Raw genomic sequence first — 22,706 nt, forward strand, 5'->3', positions numbered from 1 at the left:
AATATGGTTAAATGTTAATCGCCTAGGTAATCTACCATAGTGTATACATCTATACCGAGTTTTTCTAATCGCTTATCACCCTGTAAATCAGGTAAGCCAATCACAAATGCAGCCTCTTTTACAGTCGCACCTGTTGAGCGAATTAATTTTGTTGTTGCTTCAATAGTACCACCAGTAGCTAATAAGTCATCTACCATAAGCACAATATCATCATTTTGTAATGCATCTTGATGGATTTCTAGCATGTCTTGACCGTACTCTAAATCATAACTTTGCGAGAATGTGGCTCGAGGTAACTTTTTAGGCTTTCTTACAGGCACAAAACCAACCCCTAATGCTAAGGCTAGCGGTGCAGCAAATAAGAAGCCTCTGGCTTCAGTGCCTGCTACTTTGGTAATACCGGTATTTTTATAACGTTCGGCTAAACGGTCTATACAAAGTTGGAAGGCCTGTGGTTGATCAAGAATGCCAGTGATGTCACGAAACATTATGCCTGGTATTGGATAATCAGGCACATCATAAATTACGCTTTTAAGGTATTGTTTATCTTGGTCTGTCATCATATTTCAAATTGAGAAAAGTATGATCACAGGATAATAGATTTTAGGATAATTTTATAGTCACATTTTGGACTATTCAATTAATATGTTGAGGTTCAGGCAACTTCGCTGCTGTACTCTATCAATTGACGAACTTCATCTAAAAATTCAGAGTTTGATATTGGTTTGCTTAATACTTTATTGGCAAGTTGAACTTCAGAAATTTGATCAACCACTTTAAGCTCTTGCGTGGTTAAAAACATAATAGTACTTGGCGCATTACCCGCCAAAGAAATTAGGTTTTTTATGAGTTGCGGGCCGTTCATTAATGGCATTAGATGATCAACAATACACAAATCAAACCGCTGTTGCTGTGCTTTGTTATAACCATCTAGGCCATTAATTGCAGTTGTTACCTGATAACCAGCCGTGGTTAGAGTTTGGTTAAGTTGCGCCAATACTAAGGCGTTGTCTTCAACCAATAAAATACTCTCAGACATTAAATATTCCTTTACTACAAAAACGTTTAAGTTTCGATTAATTTAACTTGCTTGCGCCAGCTAATTTAGCCGTAGTTATACCAACCCATTAACATAGGTAGTAATGGCATTGCTACCATAACTGTTAGGGCTAAAAACAAGTGACGTTTAGAAGTGCTTTCTTTAAATGAATTATCTACTGACATTATAATTACTACCATTGAAAAAATCAGCGCGAATAATACACGAACAAACTATTCTTTGATATAGATCAAATTAAATAATGCACCATTTGACAAGAGATTTACAAAGAAATAACCATTTAAACAACCATCATTAACATTAACTTTACATTTGCGGTTATTTTATCTTCAAAAGATAATTTACGAGGCTTTATTTTAAGGAATAATATTTACTATTTATGGGGGATATTACACAACAAGGACGAAATTTATTTTTATAGGCAAGGCTTACAAACAAAAAAGCCGGCAGTTACCGGCTTTTTATTAAAAACACGTGTTAACTATTCACCGCACTTGCTTTCTTTTGACTTAGCTTTGCCTTCACCACATTTGCCTTCGCCGCATTTGCCTTTGGCTTTAGCTTTGCCTTCACCACATTTACCTTCGCCGCATTTGCCTTTGGCTTTAGCTTTGCCTTCGCCACATTTGCCTTCGCCACATTTGCCTTCGCCGCATTTGCCTTTGGCTTTAGCTTTACCTTCACCACACTTGCCTTCGCCACACTTACCTTCACCGCACTTGCCTTCTTTTTTGGCTTTTTCACCATCAAAGTCAGCAGACGCGACAACATTTTGAGCTTCAAATGGATTAGCTTCGGCTTTAGCCGGCAAGCTTGCAAATACTGTCAACATCAGAGCGCTTAAGGCTGCTGTTAATAAATAGTTCTTATATAATTTCATAATATTCTTCCTAAGTTAAATTACATTCCCAATACCGTAAACACCCAGTCTAAGGTAATACCAATTCGATTAAGCTTTAATAATTCTCACTAAAATACAAAACTTAGTGGACTTGATATCGATGATACAGACCAAGTATACAATTAAATAATTTCACTAGATCAAGAAATTAGCAAGTTTTTAACTAAAACAAAGAGTAAGAAAGTTTTTCAAATTCAACAAAACAGCCAATTATTATGGAAAACAAAACTTAAGAATGGCGAGTAAATATGAAGATAAATTCAACATTAGACAATAGTATTGTTAATGTTCAAATCCTGTAAATTGTAACCGTGTAGTATTTCAACCAGCTGCAAGCCAACGTATTAGTTAATTTAATTTCTTTTGTACAAAACAATTACTAAGAACGCACAACTAGATATTGTCATATAAAGGGTATTGAATATCGAAGGTTCAAGTATGGTTAAGTATGTACTGATTGCGACTAGCACCATAAAACAAAGTGCTAAACTAAACTGAAGTTTTTTCAGGGTCATTGTAGATAGAAACATTTTAGTTAGCTCCTTAATTTTTTACTAGTTTAAATACGTTACAACTCCAAACTGAGAGGTATAGCCTTACAGTAATGTATTGGCTGTTTTTATTCTGTAAATTCAGGTACTTTCATTTACATTACTTGAACGATAAGCAGAAATAATAGCGGCAGTGCTAGTCCAACGTTAGTGTTCCATACCAATAAAGTCCGCATTCTAGATAAATTCCTTAGACACGTTTTATAACACTGCCAGTCATCTCATTTAGTCGGGGATTATTGAGTAAGGGAAGTCTCTTAAATTCCATTTAATTGAGATTTAGTTCATTTCAGTGAACATTAAAAGTAAAAGACACGTAGGGGATTTTGTCAAACCAGAAAACCTTAAAAAATGTATTTTTTACAGAACAAAATGACAAACTTTTGAAATAAAACAATTTTATTTTTTAAGTTTAAATTCTCTGGAAATTTAAAATTTACAGCTTTGCTCCGGCCCTATTTTCATAAAAAATATTTAGTCATTTTATTACCCGTGCGTGATAGTTCATTATGGAAAAAATGTTAATTATTTTTTCTTATATAAAACGCTTTTTTATAACAAAATAAATTTTGCATGATGATAATTTTTGACTACGCTTTAGATATAAATTTGCAGCACAGTAGATTTATAACATCATGCAGAAATTAAGTGTATTCAAGGGTTAAGGAAACCCAGAATTCATTACTTGAAACTAAAACTTATTGTTTTAAAAAGGTTTTTGCATGGGGGTTATTAATAACAATACATTAGCTAAGGATAGACTCATGGAAAGTATCAGCACATTCCTATTGTTAAATGCCACAATTAACACTCAAATTTTCAAGCTCATTTCAACACAATTGAACCTGATATCTCTAGGTTATCTACTGCCTATGAATTTGACTTACAAGCCAGTAACTTTCGTTCAACATTGTAACCTCCAGCTTTCTGGATAGATCTTAAACTCATTAAATTGATATAAATATTTTGGAGTAAAACCATTAAAACGATGGCTCCAGATCTTTATACCGTTAACTGTTCTTAAGTTTAATTACTGCAGGTTATTAACCCTGTAAATATAAAATTATAATCAGATAACATTCAAGGGAGTTATACGTTTACTCTAAGTACTTTTTACAATTTGAAAATATCAATTTCGTAAAACAATTAGTCGTTTGTACTAGCACTAATTGTCTCGAAAAAAGTTAAAGGATTAACTTGAGAATATGGACAATCCAAAGGAATTGGATTTTGCAGGATGCATAAGGAAGATAATGGCCAAGGAAGGCTAGAACCAATTTGATCACGTGAGCTCATTTACATGTAGAAAATGAGCAGTTATGTGACAACCTGGTATAAACAATGGAAGCGCCGAGTATTGTACTTACGGCTTTACTCGAGTAGGCCAGCATATAACGCATTAGTGTTGCTGTAGTGCCGCTCTAGTCAGGATGACGAAGTAGTTTGAGTACTTGAAAACCTTGAAGGATCAAAGTTTTCAAGGGAGATTTAAGAGGAGTATTACTCATAAACAACAGATAAATTATTTTAACAGGAGTGAAATAATTCATAGCTTTGTTTATGAGGTGCCTCTTACCTTTCTTCCGCAGGTGAGTTTTCAGTAACAAAATTTGATTTGAACCCGCAAAGGAATTGCATATGCCTAGAAAACCAAGACTTTATTTAGCAGATCAAACATTTCATATTTCTATAAGTGTTAATAATCAACAGAGATGCTTTTATTGTACTACCGATTATCAATATTATTCACTATTACTCAGCCAAGGACTGCACAAATATAAGGTCCTATTGCACGCTTTTGTCTTAATGGAGACTCAGATTCAATTATTAATAACACCGAGTTGCGTTAAAGGTATTGCTCGACTTATTCAATATATATCAAGTAATTACGTTAGGTATATCAATAGAAAATACCACCGTAGTGGATCTGTATTTCAAGGTAGGCATAAAGCGAGTATTATCGATGCGGATAATTATTTATTAGCGTGTATGAGATTTATAGAGTCTGAGCCGCTAACCAAAGGAGTAGCTTCTCACCCTGCACAATATCCATACTCTAGTTACAGACAAAATGCAGTATCCCAACGGATATCACCGCCTGAGGTGACAGTTAGTCCGCATAGCCAATACCTGCATTTAGGCCATAATTTACTGAGCATAAAAAGTAACTACCGAAAACTATTTTTGCATCGCAGCCAAACATATCTCGACACATTAATCATTGAGCGACTAATACACAATTTTCCTATCGGTGATCAATTCTTTATTAAAAAGGTAGAAGCCTTGCATCAGGTAACGTTCAAAAAGATGAAACCGGGCAGACCGTCAAAGCCAGTGAAGCTGATGCTACCCGTGATATTTTGTTAAAACCAACAGTTACTATAGCTTACAATAAATACTGAATGCGGTGAGCGCATAGATGTTAAGAAACGAGCTATGGCATTTCTGCATATAGTTCATCCCTGAACAAAACAGAAATACGCCTTCCCTGGCATTTCTGCATATAGTTCATCCCTGAACAAAAAAGGATCTGTGATACAGATCCTTTTAATTATTGAGCGAATATAAAAAGTAGTTAAATACGTTTATAACCGTTAAATTTATAAGCTATTTATATACGCTTTAAATTCTTCAGCTAATTCAGGGTGACGTAAACCGTACTCTACATTCGCTTTTAAATAGCCAAGTTTAGTACCACAATCGTGAGATTTACCTGTCATATGAAACGCTTCAACAGTTTCAATATCCATTAATTTAGCAATTGCATCGGTAAGTTGAATTTCATCCCCTGCACCTGGCATGGTTTTCTCAAGCAACGCCCAAATTTCGTTCGATAGAACATAGCGACCAACCACGGCTAAGTTCGATGGAGCTTCTTCCTGTGGTGGTTTTTCTACTATTTCGGTCATTGGACAAGACTCACCAGGTAACACTGCCTTACCGCCACAATCAACTACTCCGTAGCTGCTAACTAATTCCATAGGTACTGGTTCTACCATGATTTGACTGGCTTTAGATTCTTCATAACGAGTCAGCATAGCTGACAGGTTTTCTGTCTGTAGATCTGATGCAGCATCATCAATTAATACATCAGGTAAGACAACAACAAATGGGTCATCACCAATTATTGGCTTTGCCTTTAAAACCGCATGCCCCAGCCCTTTGGCCTCGCCTTGGCGTACATGCATAATAGTGACGTCACGAGGGCAAATAGCTTGTATTTCATCAAGTAACTGGCGTTTTACTCGTTTCTCAAGAGTTGTCTCAAGCTCAAAAGATTTATCGAAATGGTTTTCGATAGCATTTTTAGACGAATGAGTAACTAAAACAATTTCTTTAATTCCCGCAGCAATACACTCATTTACTATGTATTGAATTAACGGTTTATCAACCACTGGCAGCATCTCTTTTGGGATAGCCTTTGTAGCAGGTAGCATTCTTGTACCTAAACCAGCAACAGGAATAACAGCCTTTTTAATGGCCGAGTTTTTAGATAATGGCAAAACGGAGTTTCCTTGTGTTTTTTATTGCGATAAAGCTATATCGTTTGCAAGTAAGTATATGCCAAACAAGCTAGGAATTTAAGTCTACTTAGGTATTAAAGCGTTATTTAATAGTAATCCCCTATACTTACCCATAGACAGTTGTATTTAACGTAAAGGTTTTCGTTAAAAACCACGAACTTTTATGATTCAAATCAACACTTTTACACAAATAAAGATTTAATCTTGATAAAGGTTACAGGTAAATTTACAAACGACAATGAGGCATATCATGAACACCATATTAGTCATTGCAGACCCAAATTTTGAGAAGTCAGTTGCGATTAAACAGGCAGATAAACTGAGCCAACTCTATAACGCTAAACTTCATGTCGTATATTTTTATTATGAAGATTTACGTGGCTTGGGAGATAAAGGCGACGCATTTAAAGAAAGTCTTATTGCTCGCATGGACGATAAAGCCAACGATCAATTGGCTGAATTGTGTGAAAACAACTTAAATACCTACGAAATTGTTTGGCAAAAACACATCCATACCTGGGTGAATCACTATGCGGAAAATGAAAAGCCACTAATGGTTGTTAAAACAGGTAATCGTAGTGAAACCATGTTTTATACACCAACCGACTGGCATTTAATAAGGGAATGCCCGGCGCCAGTATTGATTGTGGCTGAAGATAAATGGAGCAGAACACCAGATATACTTGCGTCTGTAGACTTGCAAACTCAACTTCCTGACAAACAAGCACTGAATCATAAAATACTTGAAACATCGACAAAGCTGGCAAGTAAATTGAATGTGCAGGTGCATGTTTGCTATACCCCGCTATTTTCACCGGTTCTACGCGATTTTGGCCTACAATTTAAAGATGAGGTGGAGGCGAAAGCGAAACAAGACTTAAGTGCCACCATATTGCAATTAAGTAAACAGTATCAAGTACCCGTAGATAATTTTCATATCCATGCAGGTAAACCTGAGCTGGTCATCCCTTCTATGGCGGCAAAATATCACGCCGGTATTGTCGTTATTGGCACAGTAGGCAGAAAAGGCATCAGCCAAAAGTTATTGGGCAATACTGCCGAAAACATTCTGAGCTTTTTGAAAACCGACGTTTTAGCGTTAAAGCCGTAAAAGGCACTACTAAGTAATAACCTTGGAAATATAACTAATACCATGAAAAACAGTATGTTAGTGATCTCAGATCACGAAGAGCAAAATTACACCGCTATTTTACAAGCCGCGGAACTGGCAAAAGCCTACAACTGCAAACTGCATATTGTAAACTTCTGCTTTGAAAACTTGCGTGGTGTGACTGACATAGAAGAAGCTCAAGGTACTATTGTTCGAAATCTGCATGAACTTAATGCTCACAAATTGGTTAATACACTACAAGGTGTCGTGGAGTATAACTTTGAAACGGTTTGGGAAAAAAACATCCATATTTGGGTGGACAACTATGTAAAGGAGCACAAGCCATACATGATTGTAAAAACAGGTCATCGCACTGAAGCCTTGTTTTATACACCTACCGATTGGCACATCCTTAGAGAATGTCATGCTCCAATATTAATTGCCGCAGATAAAAAGTGGCATAAAGCTCGAAATGTATTGGCGACAGTCGATTTAGAAACAGAGTTACCACACAAAAAGCAATTAAATGAAAAGGTGCTTAAAAACGCAAGTATTATTGCCAAGCAAATAAATGCTGAATTACACGTTTGTTATACTGTGCCATTTTCACCGCTGTTAAGAAAACTTGGTATCATTAATAAAGACAAATTAGAGAGTGAGCATAAGGCAGAGTTACAAGAAAAATTGATTCTGTTAGCGCACAGTTATGGAATCAAGCCTGATCAAATTCACATTAAAGCCGGTCAGGTAGATAAAGTTATCACCTCAGTAGCAGCAAACTGTAAAGCCAGTATAGTAGTAGTTGGCACCTTGGGTAGAGTGGGTTTAGAGCAAAAATTAATAGGAAATACTGCTGAAAGTATTTTAACGTTGCTTAAAACTGACGTATTAGCTATTCCAACATAGCCAAAGTAACGAATCACGAATACATTGTATTGATAGAGCCGAATTACGAATACGTTGCACTGCGCATACGGTACTTCGTACCTTCGAAGCGTAGCGTATCCGAAGGTGCAAAGCGCCGTATTCGTACCTAGTTATAAAACTCTTTATACCACTTAACGAAGTTTTCTACGCCTTCAGAAACACTAACCGCAGGTTTATAATCAGTGACTTCAAACAAGTCTTCTACTTCTGCATAGGTTTGGTAAACATCACCTGGTTGCATATCCATAAAATTCTTTTCAGCTTTAATACCTAATGATGTTTCCATCGCTTCAATAAAGTCTAACAACTTGACCGGATTGCCATTGCCAATATTATAAATTGAATAAGGTGCTGAGCTATTGGCAGCTGATCCCGTTTCAACAGTCCAATCTGCTCGAGATTTTGGCACAATATCTTGAATTCGAATGATGCCTTCAACAATGTCATCAATATAAGTAAAATCGCGGCGCATATCGCCATGGTTAAAGACATTTATGGCTTTACCTTTGGTGATAGCATCGGCAAAGAGTATTGGCGCCATATCAGGACGCCCCCAAGGACCATATACCGTAAAAAATCGCAGGCCTGTTGTCGGCAACCCATAAAGGTGTGAATAAGTGTGCGCCATTAGCTCATTAGACTTTTTAGTGGCAGCATACAATGATACAGGGTGATCGACACTGTCACTGGTTGCAAAAGGCACTTTAGAATTTAATCCATAAACAGAACTAGATGATGCGTAAACAAGATGCTGAATATTATTGTGTCTGCACCCTTCTAATACAGTTAGATGACCGACTAAGTTAGAATCAGCATAGGCTAGTGGATTTTCAATGGAGTAACGAACACCACCTTGGGCGCCTAAATGAATCACTCGATCAAACTTTTCATTACAAAACAGTGCTGCTATGCCGTCCCTATCGGCTAAATCAATCTTAATAAAAGTAAAATTACCGTTAGCATTTCGACTCGCTGAACTAGTCACAATATCTGAGCCAACGGCGATGTTTAACATGCCATTGACGACAGAGTATTTTTCAAGCTTGTTCAAGCGTGCTAATTTTAAATTAACGTCATAGTAATCATTTAGATTATCGATACCGACCACATCATGGCCCATTTCACATAAACGTTCACTGACAAAGTGGCCGATAAAACCGGCTGCGCCAGTAACTAAATATTTCATTTCCTTAAACAACCTATGCTTGTGTAATCTTGATTTAATGTCTCAGGTCTTTCATAAAACCTTTATTATAAAATAAGCATAGTGGAGTTTTCGCTTTTTGTTCAATTCATAAAAAGCAAAAAGGCCGCAAATTGCGACCTTTATAAACGAGATAAATATTTATAATTTATTTATTTCTCTTGAAACGGTAAATTCTGGTGAAGTTACGTATCGTTCCATATTGCGTAGTTCATGTTCTAATGATTTAAACTTAAGGCTAATGTCTCGAACAGCTTGTTTAGGTAATTCACCAGCTTGCCAAATTTTTGCTTTAACTTTAATAGATTCGTTAAAGATTTCTTCTTCATGAATTTTTTCTTTAACATTTTTGGCAACTTGTTTTGGTGAAAGTCGACTCGGTTTTTTATCTAAAATAAACCAACCTGCTATGTACAATATAACAAACCAGCCCATACCAAGTAATACACCTGACACAACCAATATTCTTACTAGCCATGCTTCCCAACCAAAGTACTCAGCCAACCCGGCACATACACCGGCAATTTTTCCTTTTGTGGGGTCACGAAATAATTCGCCTCTGCTTTTACTCATACTTTCTTTCTCCAGTCTGGAGTTTCAGCATCTAAAATAGCTTCAAGAGTTTTTATTCTTTCAGCCATTTGATCTGCTGTTTCAGATAAATCTGACAATTGTCTGTATTCATCTTCACTTAAACCTTGGCTTATTTGTCGCTTTGAACGGTAATGTAAAATTAACCAAATTGGTGCAACAATAACCATAAATATAATAATTGGTGCCATTAAAAGACCTGGATCCATCGTAATTCTCCTTAACGATTGAGCTTAATATATGATAAACGTTTGTTATTTTTTAGCTTTGCTAGTTTTTGTAGCTGCTGCTTTTTTTGGTTTTTGCATTTTAGCCTTTAGGGCCTCAAGCTCATTATCAATACTATCATCAGTTTCTAGATCTGCAATTTCGTCTGCTAAAGATTTCTTACCCAGATCATACGAATCAACTTGTGCTTCTAAATCGTCAATTTTTCTTTCGTAGCGATCGAAGCGACTTAATGCATCCTCTACTTTGCCACTATCAAGTTTACTTTTCACCTTTAAACGAGAGCTCGCTGTTTTACCGCGCATAACGATAGCTTTTTGACGAGCTTTAGCATCTGCTAATTTTTCTTGTAGTTGTGAAATTTCATCTTGTAGTTTTGCAATGTGATCATCAAAGCTATTTAATTCATCAGCCATTGATTGCGCAGTCTCTTCACATTTATTTTTTTCTACTAATGCAGCCCTTGCTAAATCATCACGTCCTTTACTTAACGCTAATTCAGCTTTTTGCTGCCAAGTTTGAGTATCACTTTCTAAACGTGTTATTTGACGGGTTAATTCTTTTTTATCTGCTAGTGTTCGTGCTGAAGATGAACGTACTTCTACTAAAGTATCTTCCATTTCTTGAATAATTAAACGCACCATTTTTTCTGGATCTTCAGCCTTATCTAAGATGCTGTTGATGTTTGAATTGATGATATCTGTAAACCTTGAAAAAATACCCATAATAACTTCCTCGTATCATTAAACTTTAATAAATTGTAATTTTATACCTATGCCAATACATTCATTATTGATGCCAAGTTTTCAAATTACCATAACCCATTGTTTATAAAGAAATTAATTATAAGTAAAAAGACTTTTCAGAACGCCGTTAATGAAATACACTATTTGTTAGTGAAAAAAACCAATAATTAGGTCACCTATGGCCCGCTTTAAACAACAAGACAATTTGATTGGCCAGTCTAATAGCTTTTTAGAAGTACTGGAACATATCTCACAAGTAGCTCCTCTTGCTAAGCCAGTGTTATTAATTGGTGAGCGAGGGACTGGTAAAGAGCTTGTCGCCGCTCGCTTGCATTACCTATCTAAACGATGGGATCAGAGCTATATAAAACTTAACTGTGCAGCATTAAATGAAAACCTTTTAGACAGTGAACTTTTCGGTCATGAAGGTGGTGCATTTACTGGCGCAAGTAAACGTCATGAAGGTCGCTTCGAACGCGCTAATGGCGGTACATTATTTCTTGATGAACTCGCAAATACTTCAGGTTTAATCCAAGAGAAGCTACTGCGTGTAGTTGAATACGGAGAATTTGAACGTGTAGGTGGTTCTCGCACAGTAAAATCGGATGTACGCTTAATCGCCGCAACCAATGAAGATTTACCAATGCTTGCCGAAAAAGGCGAATTTAGGGCCGACTTACTTGACCGTCTAGCGTTTGACGTAATCACCCTACCGCCTCTTAGAGAGCGCGTTGAAGACATTTTAATTCTTGCAGAGCATTTTGCTATTACTATGGCAAGGGAGCTTGAGTTTGAATTGTTCAGTGGCTTCACTGAAAAGGTTAAAAAAGCGATGCTAGCGTATCGATGGCCAGGCAATATTCGCGAGCTTAAAAATGTTGTGGAGCGCAGCGTCTATAGACATAACAATCCACACCTGCCGGTTAATCAGTTAATAATTGATCCTTTTGAGTCACCTTTTAGACCGAACAATCGCATTAAAACTGCCGACAGACAGGCCTCAACAGAGGATGCGAGTCAAGATATCACCTCAATAGCTAACTCTGATCCTGGTATTGCTAAGGCAAGTAGTTCATTATCACCATTACAGTATCCTGTTTCCTTAAAAGACATGTCTAATGAATACGAGATCACGTTATTAAAAGATGCATTAGCATCATGTCAATTTAACCAAAAGAAAACAGCAGAAGCGTTAAAATTAACCTACCATCAATTAAGAGGTTACTTAAAAAAATACAATCTATTGGAAAGTAGTGAGACTGATGAAAGTTAACTATTGGTTAGCAATTAAAAAAACTCCACTCGTTATTGTAGCGGCATTATTTACATTAATAGTAAGTAGTTGTGGAAAAGTCGGCAGCGACTCAATTTTGACAGAAGGTATCGTATATTGCTCTGAGGGCGCTCCAACTTCATTTAACCCGCAGTTGGTTACGACAGGCACCACTATTGATGCAACTTCAAAGCAAATTTATAATCGCTTACTAGATTTTGACCCAGGCAACTATGGTAAAGTCCCTGCATTAGCGAGATCATGGCATGTAACCAAAAACAATAAGTTGGTCACCTTTTATTTGCGTAAAGATGTGAAATTTCATCAAACGGATTATTTCACTCCTAGTCGCAACATGAACGCAGACGACGTGATTTTCAGTTTCAATAGGATCCTCGATAAAGAACACGCTTACCATCAATCGGTCGATGGAAAATTTCCCTTTTTTCAAAGTGTAAAGTTTAGCGAGTTAGTCAAAGATGTAGAAAAAATAAACGAGCACACTATTCGATTTCGGTTAAACCATCCGCAAAGTTCTTTCCTTGCCAATATAGCGGCACCGTTTTCAGTCATTTTATCAAAAGAATATGCTGATCATTTGATCGAACAAGAAAAAGATCTCACGTTATTAGATAGCTTACCAATAGGAACTGGTCCGTTTAAATACAAAGACTACCGAAATGGCTCGCTAATAAGGTTTGAACGCCATGACGATTACTGGCGTAGGAAAGTAGATATTGAAAAGCTGTTATTTAACATCAGCCCTGATAATACCAGCCGTTTAACGAAACTTCTCACTCATGAGTGTGATGTAATTTCTTACCCTATCGCTACGCAAGAAATAGCATCTAGGCCAGATCTAGCCTTAGAGCAAGTTACTTCTTTTAACGTTGCATTTCTTGCCTTTAATACAAAAGTGCCTCCGTTTGATAACCCTCTGGTGCGTAAGGCTGTCGCTCATGCGATTGATAAGGAGGCCATCGTTAGTGCCGTGTACTACGATCAAGCAGAGGTAGCCCAATCTCTTTTACCAAAAGCATCCTGGGCTTATTCAGACCAAGTAGAAGAAATTGCCTATTCAAAAGATCTCGCCAAAAAGTTATTAAGCGATGCAGGTTTAGCTGATGGCTTTAGTATTGATGTTTGGGCTGTACCGGTTCAAAGAGCATATAACCCAGATGCGAGAAAAATGGCAAAATTGATCAAATCCGATTTAGCTGATATTGGTATCGAGGTGAATATAATCACTTTTGAATGGGCTACTTTTTTGAAAAAACTTGCCAAAGGTGAGCATCAATCAGTGCTCATAGGCTGGGCTGCAGATCATCCTGATCCAGACAACTTTTTTTCTCCTTTGCTTAGTTGCGCATCAGTTAATACCGGTGGTAATAGAGCAATGTGGTGTAATGAAGAATTCGATCAGCTATTGCAAAAATCATTGCTAACAAACAATACCAGCACACGAAAAAATCTATACCTTCAGGCACAACAACTACTCCAAGAGCAGTTGCCCATTTTCCCTATTGCCCATGCAAAACGTGGCCAAGCTAAAGTTAAAGAAATAGAAGGCAATATTCTCACTCCATTTGGCGGTATTAGTTTCGAAGATGTCCGTAAGAAAGGAGCTGATTAACGATGCTTAACTTTACCTTACGACGCTTAAATTTACTGTTTTTCACCCTACTTATGCTTTCTATCATTTCATTTAGCTTAAGTTATTTGTTTCCGGGTAATGAATTGGTTAATTTAACCGGACAAGTAAACGCCGACGAACAACAACTTGCGCACCTTACCGAAGTTTACCAAATGGATAAAAGTATTTTCCATCAATACTTTGCTTATGTTGGTCAAATATTTGAAGGCAATTTTGGCATATCAATGTCTAGTCAAACTCCAATAAGTGTTGAGTTAGCGACTTTTTTACCCGCAACTATTGAGCTGTGTTTAGCCGCCTTGTTCATTGCTTTATTACTTGGTGTACCATTAGGCTTTTTAGCTGCGATATTTCATAACAAGGTAGTTGATAAGGTAATTTTAACCTTTGCCATGATTGGTTATTCTATTCCAGTTTTTTGGTTGGCATTAATATTAATTCTGGTATTTTCCATTACCTTGTCGTGGTTCCCCTCTTCTGGGCAATTAAACTTATTATTTGAAATTCCGCACGTTACTGGTTTCAAATTTATTGACATAATTTTGAGTGAAAGCCCTTACACCTGGCAAGCTTTAAAAGACGCTTTTATGCACATTATTATGCCAGCATTTGCTGTTGCCATGGCGCCAATGACTATATTCATTCGTTTAGCGCGCACTTCTATGCTCGACGTCTTAGAGTCTAATTATATTAAAGCAGCAAAAGCAAAAGGATTATCACAAACAAGCATTATTTATCATCATGGCATTCGTAACTCCTTAGTCGGCATTGTAAGACAAATAGGGCTAAACTTTGCTAACTTGGTGACCATAGCTATGATTGCAGAAGTAATATTTGATTGGCAAGGAGCAGGCAGTTGGCTTATTCAAAGTATATTTGAACGTGATTATACCGCAATACAAGGCGGCTTAATCGCCTTGGCAACATTTACGTTCTTTATCAATATTTTGACAGATTTTCTCTACGCTGCGCTTAACCCATTAGAGAGGCATAAAAAACATGGCTCGTGAGCATATTTATTCAGAGGAAGAATTTCCTTCACCAATTAGACAGTTGTGGTACACCTTTCGAAATACTCCTGTAGCAATGATTGGGTTCAGTTGTTATTTATTTTTAGTATTTATAGCCGTATTTGGCAGCTTTATTACGCCTCATGATGTTCTTGAAAATAACTTAGATCAACTGTTAGTGCCGCCCGCCTGGAGTGATGAAGGTAACATTAGTTACTTATTGGGTACCGATGATTTGGGTCGTGATATGTTATCTCGCCTAATTCACGGTACTTCTTTGACCTTTGGTTTGAGTTTTGTTGTGGTTATTTTTGCGATGACTATTGGGGTTATAATTGGTTCTATATCGGCGATTACCCGCGGAGTTAAATCAAGCTTTTTAACTCACTTTCTCGATGTTATTTTGTCAACACCATCGCTTTTACTCGCCATAATCATTGTCGCAATTTTAGGGCAAGGCCTTGAAAATGTGCTCTGGGCTATTGCTTTAGTGTCTATTCCTCAGTTTATTCATGTCACTCGTAATGCGATAAAAGAAGAACAAAAAAAAGGGTATGTGTTAACGCCTATTCTAGATGGTGCAACAGAAACAAGAGTATTAATTACCTCTATATACCCTAACATTATTGATAAAATTATTATCCAAGCTACGTTAGCGCAATCTGCTGCTATTTTAGATATTGCAGCATTAGGTTTTCTTGGTTTAGGTGCGCCTGTGCCAATGCCAGAATGGGGGTCTATGTTAAAAAATTCATTAGACTTATTTTATATTGCACCTTGGACCTCTTATTTGCCTGGCCTAGCCATTTTATTTACAGTGGTAGTAACCAATTTAGTTGGTGAAGGGCTTCGTCATTCTTTAAAACTACAAAAAGATAATTAATGAATTTACTCGATATAAAAAATTTAAGTATTGAATTAACTAGCCACGGTGAGAATATCTTAGCCGTTGATAGAGTATCCATGGCAATTAAAGACGGCGAGATTAGAGGCTTGGTAGGTGAGTCTGGCTCAGGCAAGTCGATCCTTGCACAAGCAATAATTGGCGTATTAGATGATAAATGGCATGTTGAGGCAGATAGGTTTCATTGGCAAGGCAAAGATTTATTACGCCTTCCATTGGAGGAGCGAAAACAAATTATCACCAAAGATGTCGCAATGATATTTCAAGAGCCAATGAGCTGTTTAGATCCGACCAATAGTATTGGCGAACAAATAGAAGAATCATTAGATAGTAAGCAATTCTCGGGTTATTTTTGGCAAAAAGCTCAGCAGAGAAAAGCTGCGGCAGCAAAGTTATTGCATAAAGTTGGTATTAAAAATCATCAAGCTTGTGCTAAAAGTTACCCTCACCAGCTTACCAATGCGTTATGTCAACGGGTGATGATTGCAATTGCACTAGCGAAAAGACCTAAGCTGCTTATTGCTGATGAGCCAACAGCATCGATGGAAGCGTCTAACCAAGCTCAAATATTTCGCTTATTAGCCAGCCTTAACCAACTTAAGAACATGTCCATTTTACTAATCAGTCATGAGTTAGAAAAGATCAGTCATTGGACCGACTATTTAACTGTAATGTACTCTGGACAGTTTGTTGAAGCAGGTACAACCGAACAGATATTCAATACGCCTTTTCACCCATATACAAAAGCGCTCATTGCGAGCACGCCTAGAGCCAAAAATGACGTAGAAAAAAAATCTCGCTTACATGCAATGCCAGGTAGTATTCCTGGTTTGCAACATTTGCCAATTGGCTGTCGTTTAGGTCCACGCTGTCCAAATGCACAAAAGAAATGTGTTCGAGCTCCTCAGATTGAGTCATACCATGGTCACCAGGTTAGTTGTCATTTCTCTCATCGTGAGGATTATTGATTTTGACAAGTTTAATTGAAGTTAAAAATTTAAGTAAGAGCTACAAAATAAAATCAAACTGGTTTAAAAAGAAATCGGTTACAGTCTTACACCCTATTTCATTTAAATTAGAAGCAAAAGAAACCCTTGCTGTAATTGGTGAAATTGGCTCAGGAAAATCTACGCTAGCTAAATTATTAGTGGGTGCAGCAAGACCAACCACTGGCGAAATCAGCTTGAATGGCCAGCATCTGCAAACGGGTAATTTTAAACAACGTTGTCAGCACGTGAGAATGATTTTTCAAAATGCTGGCGATACCCTAAACCCAAGTTTAACCATCAGGCAGCAACTTGAAGAACCTTTGCTGCTTAATACTCGCTTGGATGAAAACGAACGTAAAGCCGTTATAAGAGCCACATTGCATAAAGTAGGCTTGTTGGCCGATCATATGCATTTTTACCCTCATATGTTCTCTGGGGGGCAAAAACAGCGCATTTCGCTTGCTAGAGCAATTATCTTACAACCACAGTTGGTTATACTTGATGAAGCGCTGGCTTCGTTGGATTTATCCTTACGCGCGCAAATGATTAATTTATTGCTCGATTTACAACAACAAATGGGGCTTGCCTATATCTTGGTATCACATGATATTGACGTGGTTCAACATTTTAGTGATAAATTGATGGTGTTGCGTGAAGGTAAAGTTGTGGAATACGGAAATACAAGCGATGTACTCGCTAACCCTAAAGATAAATTTACTCGTAAGTTAATATTGTCGCAAAGAAAAACGAGAGTAAAATAATACAATCAGTATAAAAAAAGGCCGCTAATGCGGCCTTTTGTGTTTTCAACGTTAACTAATTAAAGTAACGGTGAAGAGTTTGTTGGTAAGTTACGTGTGATCTCTGCATTTGCTTTAAGGTTAGCAATATAACCTTCAAACACAGCTTGTGATACTGTCATTGCTTGTTGTTGTGCAATATTCGCATCCGCATCACCTGCAACGCCTTCAGTAACACTTACTAATTCAACAACAGCATAATCACCTGAAAGCATTAACGTGCTTGCTGCCGATACTTGACCTTCAACCGGGTGAGCTAAAGTAAACGCTTGCTTGGTAATATTGCTGCTTACTTCTGCGCCATTACGAGTGATATTATCAGCTGCAACAAAGCTAGAACCAGTAGCTGCAAGGTCTGCAGTAACGTCTTCGCTCGCTAATACTTTAGTTAGTATTGCTTCGCTTGCTTGTTGAGCCGCTTCGCTCGCTTTGTTGTTAACAAGTTGAACCTTGATTTGCTCAGACACTTCAGCTAACGGTTTCGTTGTTGCATCTTTATGTTCGCTAACACGAACAACCATTGCAAGCTCATCTGCTGCTACTTCAACAACATCTGAGTTCATTTGATCAAGTAGTACAACATCTGAAAAAGCAACTTCAACGATATCACTATTATCAAATGGCGCAGCATTATTACCACGAGTTAACCAGTTACTGGTTTTAATATCAGCATTGATTACGCTTGCAGCTTCTTCAAGAGAGTCAGGAGATTCAAAAGCAACTTCAGCCATTTGAGTCTGTAAGTCGTAATAAACTTCCAACGCTTTATCCGTAGTAATTTGCGTTAAAATGTCGGCTTTAACATCAGCAAAAGCTTCTGTAGAAACCTCTTCAATGTCAGTTAATTTAATGATGTGAAAACCAAAATCAGATTTAACAACGTCACTAAGGTTATTTTCTTTCGTTAATGCAAAAACTGCTTTATCAAATTCAACATCCATAGCGCCTTGTTCGAACCAATCTAAATCACCGCCATTCTCACCAGAGAATGTATCAGCAGAAAATTCCTTGGCAAGTGCAGCAAAATTTTCACCCGCATTCACTTTAGCTAAAATGTCGCCAGCTTGTTGCTCAGCAGCTTCTTCATCGTCGCCAAATTCAATTAGAATATGTGAAGCACGACGACGCTCTGTTGTAGAGAAAGAAGAAAGGTTATCATCGTAATAAGCCTGAACTTCACTGTCTTCAACAACTACGTCCTTTTTGATATTAGCAATATCAAGACTAATGTATTCAACTTTTACTTGTTCCTGAGTAGCAAAACGAGCTTGGTTTTCTTGATAATACTGATCAATTTCTTCATCAGTTACTTCAACAGTTGCTTTAAACTGTTCTGCAGTAATTGTTGCATAGCGAATGTTACGAGTTTGATTTGTTAATTTAACAGTCAAATCTTGTTGGTATGGCATGCTGAACTCAGTTGCCATAATACTTTGCATTAATTGGCGACGAGCCATATCTACACGTAAGTAATCTCTAAATGCAGACGGTTGGTAAAAACCAGCTTGGTTAATTACCATCAAGTAGCGATCGTTATTAAATACACCATCAACTTGAAACTCTTGCATTGAATAGATAGCTTCTTTTATTTGCTGATCACTAATGCGAATATTTAATTCACGAGCGTTTTGATCAAGTAGTTCTTCGTTAATCAAGTTCTCTAGTACATTACTACGCATAGATTGCATGTACATATCGTTACCAGCTAACTGTGCAAACATTTCACCGTATTGTTGTTCCATACGATTACGTTGATTTTGATAAGCTTGGTCAAATTTTTGTTGGCTTATTTTTTCACCATTTACTGTGGCTGCTGATGTATCTACAGAATTGGTATAACTACCAACACCGGCAAATACAAATGTTGCAATTACTAAACCTAAAATAACTTTGGCTGTAATTCCTGAAGAGCCTTCTCTTATTCTTTCTAACATGTGTGTCTCTTTAACATCGGGCAAAAAAATTCAATTCACGATTGTAGCAAACCCGTCAGCGAGCTTGAAGTATTAATATACAAAAAGTGGATTTATTTTTGGTATAAAAAAAGCCGACTCAAGTCAGCTTATTTTGCACAAATATGTGCTTATTCTCCCGAGCCATGAATGGCTACGGTAAGTAAACTAAAATTTAATTTTAGTTTACAGCGTCTTTAAGCGCTTTACCGGCTTTAAACGCTGGAATTTTAGCTGCTGCAATTTCAATTGTAGCACCAGTTTGTGGGTTACGGCCTTGACGAGCTGCACGGTCACGAACTGAGAATGTACCAAAGCCAACTAGAGCAACTTGCTCACCAGCTTTTAGTTCATCTGAAACGGCATCGATAAAAGAATCTAAAGCACGGCCAGCCGCAGCTTTAGAAATGTCAGCACCAGCTGCGATTTTTTCGATTAATTGAGACTTGTTCATTTTGTCTTCCCCTTTAATTGTTATTATTTGGAACTTAAAAAATACTCGGACATTTTATATCAGGCATTTTTAGCTACTGCAAGCTCCAGCTATTAAAAATATTGTTTATATTAAAATCAATTAATATCGGTCTGTACCTTGCTGCGACTATCCTGTAGAGCAGGCTAAACCTTAATTCGATAATCAGATTAACACAGATAAATTGTTTGAAAAGCCTTAATTTACAGTTTTACCAACTTTTCATGTAAAAACGTTCACTTTTCAAACAATATCGTACCAGTCAGCGAATTTAACTGGCAACAGACCACTTATCAGGGGACTCAGCTAAAGCAAGATCGAGTACATCATCAATCCATTTTACTGGATGTATTGCTAAATCAGCTTTAACGTTGTCTGGGATATCTTTTAAATCACGCTCATTATCTTTTGGAATAATTACCGTTTTAATACCACCTCGATGTGCAGCTAATAGTTTCTCTTTTAAACCACCGATAGCTAAAACTTCACCACGTAAGGTAATTTCACCTGTCATAGCAACATCGGCTTTAACCGGATTACCAGTTAAGCTGGACACTAATGCTGTACACATTCCAATACCGGCACTTGGTCCATCTTTAGGTGTTGCACCTTCAGGTACATGTACATGAATATCACGTTTTTCATTAAAGTCAGCGTTAATTCTTAAGCCTTCAGTTCTACTTCTAACAACCGTCATGGCTGCTTGAATCGACTCCTGCATAACTTCACCAAGTGAACCGGTAAACTGTAATTTTCCTTTACCAGGAACAGACGCTGCTTCAATCGTTAATAGTTCACCGCCAACTTCAGTCCAGGCAAGACCTGTTACTTGGCCAATACGATTTTCATCTTCAGCTTTACCGTAGTCACAACGTTGTACACCTAGGAACTCTTCGAGGTTTTCTTGATTAATTACTACTTTTTTAATGTCTTTATTAAGCAAGATTTTTTTCACTGCTTTGCGACATAACTTTGAAATTTCTCGTTCTAAACTACGTACACCGGCTTCGCGAGTGTAGTAGCGAATAATGCCAATAATGGCGCTATCTTCAATGTCGATTTCAACATCTTTTAAACCATTGCGTTTGATCTGTTTTGTTAACAAATGATTGCGAGCAATATTAAGTTTTTCATCTTCGGTATAACCTGATAAACGAATTACTTCCATACGATCTAATAACGGGCCAGGTATGTTCATACTATTTGATGTGGCAACAAACATAACATCAGATAAGTCATAATCAACTTCCAGGTAGTGGTCGTTGAAGTTGTTATTTTGCTCTGGATCTAAAACCTCAAGTAATGCAGATGCCGGATCACCGCGCATATCAGAGGCCATTTTATCTATTTCATCTAAAAGAAATAATGGATTTTTAACCTCAGCTTTCGCCATTTTCTGAATCAACTTACCTGGCATCGAACCAATATAAGTACGACGATGCCCGCGAATTTCAGCTTCATCTCTTACGCCACCTAATGCCATACGTACATATTTACGGCCAGTAGATTTAGCAATTGATTGACCTAAAGACGTTTTACCAACCCCAGGAGGGCCAACAAGACATAATATAGGACCTTTAAGCTGGGTCACACGTTGTTGCACGGCTAGATATTCAAGAATACGTTCTTTTACTTCTTCTAAGCCGTAGTGATCTTTATTTAATACATCTTCTGCCAGCTTAAGATTACGCTTTAACTTACTGCGCTTTTTCCAAGGTACAGAAATCATCCAGTCAATATAACTGCGAACTACCGTAGCTTCAGCAGACATCGGTGACATCATTTTCAGTTTTTGCAGCTCAGCCAAAGTCTTTTCTTTAGCTTCTTTAGGCATTTGTGCTTCATCGATTTTTTTCGCTAATTGCTCAGCTTCATCTGGCACATCATCCATATCGCCGAGTTCTTTTTGAATGGCTTTCATTTGCTCATTCAAGTAATACTCGCGCTGGCTTTTTTCCATTTGTTTTTTAACGCGGCCACGTATTTTCTTTTCAACTTGTAAAAGGTCTATTTCACCTTCCATAAGTCCCATTAAATACTCTAAGCGTTCGCCAACATTAATAATTTCGAGAACGTGTTGTTTGTCTTGTAATTTAAGCGGCATATGAGCTGCCATAGTGTCAGCAAGTTGCTCTGCACTATCAATACCAGAAACAGACGTTAACACTTCTGGAGGGATTTTTTTATTTAGTTTTACGTACCCTTCAAACTGCGAAACTGCGCTGCGCACCAATACTTCATGATTATCGATATCGCTTTGTTCAGCTTCTAAAAAGTCTACATCGGCAATGAAGTACTCTTCTGTTTCTGTGAATTCTTTAATATTGCCACGCTGCATACCTTCAACGAGTACTTTCACCGTACCGTCAGGTAATTTAAGCATTTGTAAGATCGTGGCAACAGTACCAATTTGAAATAAATCTTCAGCTTGAGGGTCATCAACACTGGCATCTTTTTGCGCTACTAGGAAAACTCTTTTGTCATTTTCCATTGCACGGTCTAAACAACGAATTGATTTTTCACGGCCTACAAATAATGGAATAACCATTTGTGGATAGACAACGACATCACGTAAGGCTAATACCGGGGTTTCTATTTGTCCTGAATGCTCTATAGTCATGGGAAATTCTCTTGGAAATGTGATGTTTTCACCTAACTTATCTTTCTCTATTGTTTTTGTTCTAGGGATAAAATAGTAGGCAGTTTTTTAACTTTCTATTAGAGTATATGGGGATAGGGTTAAAGGATTCAATAACTAAAACTAAAAAATTGAAAATAGTCATTAGTTCGAATACGTTTTACTTCGAAT

At 37.3% G+C, this 22,706-nt stretch carries 19 protein-coding genes; 8 read left to right on the forward strand and 11 right to left on the reverse strand.

Annotation, left to right across the window (positions count from 1 at the left end; genetic code table 11):
- Window positions 1-14: 14 nt before the first annotated feature.
- The 4 genes from apt to galU all read right to left on the reverse strand — a co-directional run bounded on the left by apt (window position 15) and on the right by galU (window position 6,015).
- Window positions 15-563 (reverse strand): adenine phosphoribosyltransferase, encoded by a 549-nt coding sequence (gene apt / locus RI845_RS12890; RefSeq protein WP_348386572.1) that lies wholly within the window; start codon window positions 561-563, stop codon window positions 15-17.
- A 92-nt stretch (window positions 564-655) separates the two neighbouring features.
- A complete protein-coding gene (locus RI845_RS12895; RefSeq protein WP_348386573.1) occupies window positions 656-1,039 on the reverse strand; it encodes a response regulator in 384 nt (127 codons plus the stop codon).
- A gap of 502 nt (window positions 1,040-1,541) precedes the next feature.
- Window positions 1,542-1,940, reverse strand: coding sequence for an HvfA family oxazolone/thioamide-modified RiPP metallophore (locus RI845_RS12900; protein ID WP_348386574.1), 399 nt, complete (start codon window positions 1,938-1,940; stop codon window positions 1,542-1,544).
- Window positions 1,941-5,112: 3,172 nt separating this feature from the next.
- A complete protein-coding gene (gene galU / locus RI845_RS12905) occupies window positions 5,113-6,015 on the reverse strand; it encodes a UTP--glucose-1-phosphate uridylyltransferase GalU (protein WP_348386575.1) in 903 nt (300 codons plus the stop codon).
- Between the two features lie 271 nt (window positions 6,016-6,286).
- Between galU and RI845_RS12910 the strand changes: the two genes are divergently transcribed.
- Together RI845_RS12910 and RI845_RS12915 are read left to right on the forward strand one after the other, a co-directional pair.
- Window positions 6,287-7,147: a universal stress protein gene (locus tag RI845_RS12910; protein ID WP_348386576.1), complete on the forward strand. Its 861-nt coding sequence runs from the start codon at window positions 6,287-6,289 to the stop codon at window positions 7,145-7,147.
- 42 nt (window positions 7,148-7,189) lie between these two features.
- A complete protein-coding gene (locus RI845_RS12915) occupies window positions 7,190-8,053 on the forward strand; it encodes a universal stress protein (protein WP_348386577.1) in 864 nt (287 codons plus the stop codon).
- Between the two features lie 127 nt (window positions 8,054-8,180).
- Here RI845_RS12915 and RI845_RS12920 read toward each other — a convergent pair whose 3' ends face one another.
- The 4 genes from RI845_RS12920 to pspA all read right to left on the reverse strand — a co-directional run bounded on the left by RI845_RS12920 (window position 8,181) and on the right by pspA (window position 10,822).
- On the reverse strand, window positions 8,181-9,260 hold the full coding sequence (locus RI845_RS12920) for an NAD-dependent epimerase (RefSeq protein ID WP_348386578.1): 1,080 nt from the start codon (window positions 9,258-9,260) through the stop codon (window positions 8,181-8,183).
- Between the two features lie 159 nt (window positions 9,261-9,419).
- Window positions 9,420-9,851, reverse strand: a complete 432-nt coding sequence (gene pspC, locus RI845_RS12925; protein ID WP_348386579.1) for an envelope stress response membrane protein PspC — start codon at window positions 9,849-9,851, stop codon at window positions 9,420-9,422.
- Window positions 9,848-10,078: an envelope stress response membrane protein PspB gene (gene pspB, locus RI845_RS12930; protein WP_348386580.1), complete on the reverse strand. Its 231-nt coding sequence runs from the start codon at window positions 10,076-10,078 to the stop codon at window positions 9,848-9,850. Before pspB ends, pspC begins: the two co-directional genes overlap by 4 nt.
- Window positions 10,079-10,123: 45 nt before the next feature.
- Window positions 10,124-10,822 (reverse strand): phage shock protein PspA, encoded by a 699-nt coding sequence (pspA, locus tag RI845_RS12935; protein ID WP_348386581.1) that lies wholly within the window; start codon window positions 10,820-10,822, stop codon window positions 10,124-10,126.
- 199 nt (window positions 10,823-11,021) lie between these two features.
- On the opposite strand from pspA, the gene pspF reads away from it, so the two are divergent.
- From pspF to RI845_RS12965, 6 genes are read left to right on the forward strand one after another with little or no spacing between them, the layout of a single operon-like run.
- Entirely contained in the window at window positions 11,022-12,116 is a 1,095-nt protein-coding gene (gene pspF / locus RI845_RS12940; protein ID WP_348386582.1) for a phage shock protein operon transcriptional activator, read from the forward strand.
- Window positions 12,106-13,749 (forward strand): ABC transporter substrate-binding protein, encoded by a 1,644-nt coding sequence (locus RI845_RS12945; protein WP_348386583.1) that lies wholly within the window; start codon window positions 12,106-12,108, stop codon window positions 13,747-13,749. Before pspF ends, RI845_RS12945 begins: the two co-directional genes overlap by 11 nt.
- A gap of 2 nt (window positions 13,750-13,751) precedes the next feature.
- Window positions 13,752-14,780: an ABC transporter permease gene (locus tag RI845_RS12950; RefSeq protein ID WP_348386584.1), complete on the forward strand. Its 1,029-nt coding sequence runs from the start codon at window positions 13,752-13,754 to the stop codon at window positions 14,778-14,780.
- Window positions 14,770-15,663 (forward strand): ABC transporter permease subunit, encoded by an 894-nt coding sequence (locus RI845_RS12955; protein ID WP_348386585.1) that lies wholly within the window; start codon window positions 14,770-14,772, stop codon window positions 15,661-15,663. The genes RI845_RS12950 and RI845_RS12955 overlap by 11 nt, the downstream gene beginning before the upstream one ends.
- Window positions 15,663-16,652, forward strand: coding sequence for an oligopeptide/dipeptide ABC transporter ATP-binding protein (locus tag RI845_RS12960; protein ID WP_348386586.1), 990 nt, complete (start codon window positions 15,663-15,665; stop codon window positions 16,650-16,652). The genes RI845_RS12955 and RI845_RS12960 overlap by 1 nt, the downstream gene beginning before the upstream one ends.
- 2 nt (window positions 16,653-16,654) lie before the next feature.
- Window positions 16,655-17,434 (forward strand): peptide ABC transporter ATP-binding protein, encoded by a 780-nt coding sequence (locus RI845_RS12965; RefSeq protein WP_348386587.1) that lies wholly within the window; start codon window positions 16,655-16,657, stop codon window positions 17,432-17,434.
- Window positions 17,435-17,493: 59 nt separating this feature from the next.
- Here the strand turns inward: RI845_RS12965 and RI845_RS12970 are convergent, their stop codons facing one another.
- From RI845_RS12970 to lon, 3 genes are all read right to left on the reverse strand, one after another.
- Window positions 17,494-19,407, reverse strand: a complete 1,914-nt coding sequence (locus tag RI845_RS12970) for a SurA N-terminal domain-containing protein (protein WP_348386588.1) — start codon at window positions 19,405-19,407, stop codon at window positions 17,494-17,496.
- A gap of 199 nt (window positions 19,408-19,606) precedes the next feature.
- A complete protein-coding gene (locus RI845_RS12975) occupies window positions 19,607-19,879 on the reverse strand; it encodes an HU family DNA-binding protein (protein WP_348386589.1) in 273 nt (90 codons plus the stop codon).
- Window positions 19,880-20,168: 289 nt separating this feature from the next.
- Window positions 20,169-22,517: an endopeptidase La gene (gene lon / locus RI845_RS12980; protein WP_348386590.1), complete on the reverse strand. Its 2,349-nt coding sequence runs from the start codon at window positions 22,515-22,517 to the stop codon at window positions 20,169-20,171.
- Between the last annotated feature and the right edge of the window lie 189 nt (window positions 22,518-22,706).

The organism is Thalassotalea nanhaiensis (genome assembly GCF_031583575.1).
In the GTDB taxonomy this organism is placed as follows: domain Bacteria; phylum Pseudomonadota; class Gammaproteobacteria; order Enterobacterales; family Alteromonadaceae; genus Thalassotalea_A; species Thalassotalea_A nanhaiensis.

What these genes read in the sequence shown, in the direction of transcription:
- apt (WP_348386572.1), bottom strand. Translation starts at nt 563, where the DNA reads ATGATGACAGACCAAGATAAACAATACCTTAAAAGCGTAATTTATGAT.
- RI845_RS12895 (WP_348386573.1), bottom strand. Translation starts at nt 1,039, where the DNA reads ATGTCTGAGAGTATTTTATTGGTTGAAGACAACGCCTTAGTATTGGCG.
- RI845_RS12900 (WP_348386574.1), bottom strand. Translation starts at nt 1,940, where the DNA reads ATGAAATTATATAAGAACTATTTATTAACAGCAGCCTTAAGCGCTCTG.
- RI845_RS12910 (WP_348386576.1), top strand. Translation starts at nt 6,287, where the DNA reads ATGAACACCATATTAGTCATTGCAGACCCAAATTTTGAGAAGTCAGTT.
- RI845_RS12915 (WP_348386577.1), top strand. Translation starts at nt 7,190, where the DNA reads ATGAAAAACAGTATGTTAGTGATCTCAGATCACGAAGAGCAAAATTAC.
- RI845_RS12920 (WP_348386578.1), bottom strand. Translation starts at nt 9,260, where the DNA reads ATGAAATATTTAGTTACTGGCGCAGCCGGTTTTATCGGCCACTTTGTC.
- pspC (WP_348386579.1), bottom strand. Translation starts at nt 9,851, where the DNA reads ATGAGTAAAAGCAGAGGCGAATTATTTCGTGACCCCACAAAAGGAAAA.
- pspB (WP_348386580.1), bottom strand. Translation starts at nt 10,078, where the DNA reads ATGGATCCAGGTCTTTTAATGGCACCAATTATTATATTTATGGTTATT.
- pspA (WP_348386581.1), bottom strand. Translation starts at nt 10,822, where the DNA reads ATGGGTATTTTTTCAAGGTTTACAGATATCATCAATTCAAACATCAAC.
- pspF (WP_348386582.1), top strand. Translation starts at nt 11,022, where the DNA reads ATGGCCCGCTTTAAACAACAAGACAATTTGATTGGCCAGTCTAATAGC.
- RI845_RS12945 (WP_348386583.1), top strand. Translation starts at nt 12,106, where the DNA reads ATGAAAGTTAACTATTGGTTAGCAATTAAAAAAACTCCACTCGTTATT.
- RI845_RS12950 (WP_348386584.1), top strand. Translation starts at nt 13,752, where the DNA reads ATGCTTAACTTTACCTTACGACGCTTAAATTTACTGTTTTTCACCCTA.
- RI845_RS12955 (WP_348386585.1), top strand. Translation starts at nt 14,770, where the DNA reads ATGGCTCGTGAGCATATTTATTCAGAGGAAGAATTTCCTTCACCAATT.
- RI845_RS12960 (WP_348386586.1), top strand. Translation starts at nt 15,663, where the DNA reads ATGAATTTACTCGATATAAAAAATTTAAGTATTGAATTAACTAGCCAC.
- RI845_RS12970 (WP_348386588.1), bottom strand. Translation starts at nt 19,407, where the DNA reads ATGTTAGAAAGAATAAGAGAAGGCTCTTCAGGAATTACAGCCAAAGTT.
- RI845_RS12975 (WP_348386589.1), bottom strand. Translation starts at nt 19,879, where the DNA reads ATGAACAAGTCTCAATTAATCGAAAAAATCGCAGCTGGTGCTGACATT.
- lon (WP_348386590.1), bottom strand. Translation starts at nt 22,517, where the DNA reads ATGACTATAGAGCATTCAGGACAAATAGAAACCCCGGTATTAGCCTTA.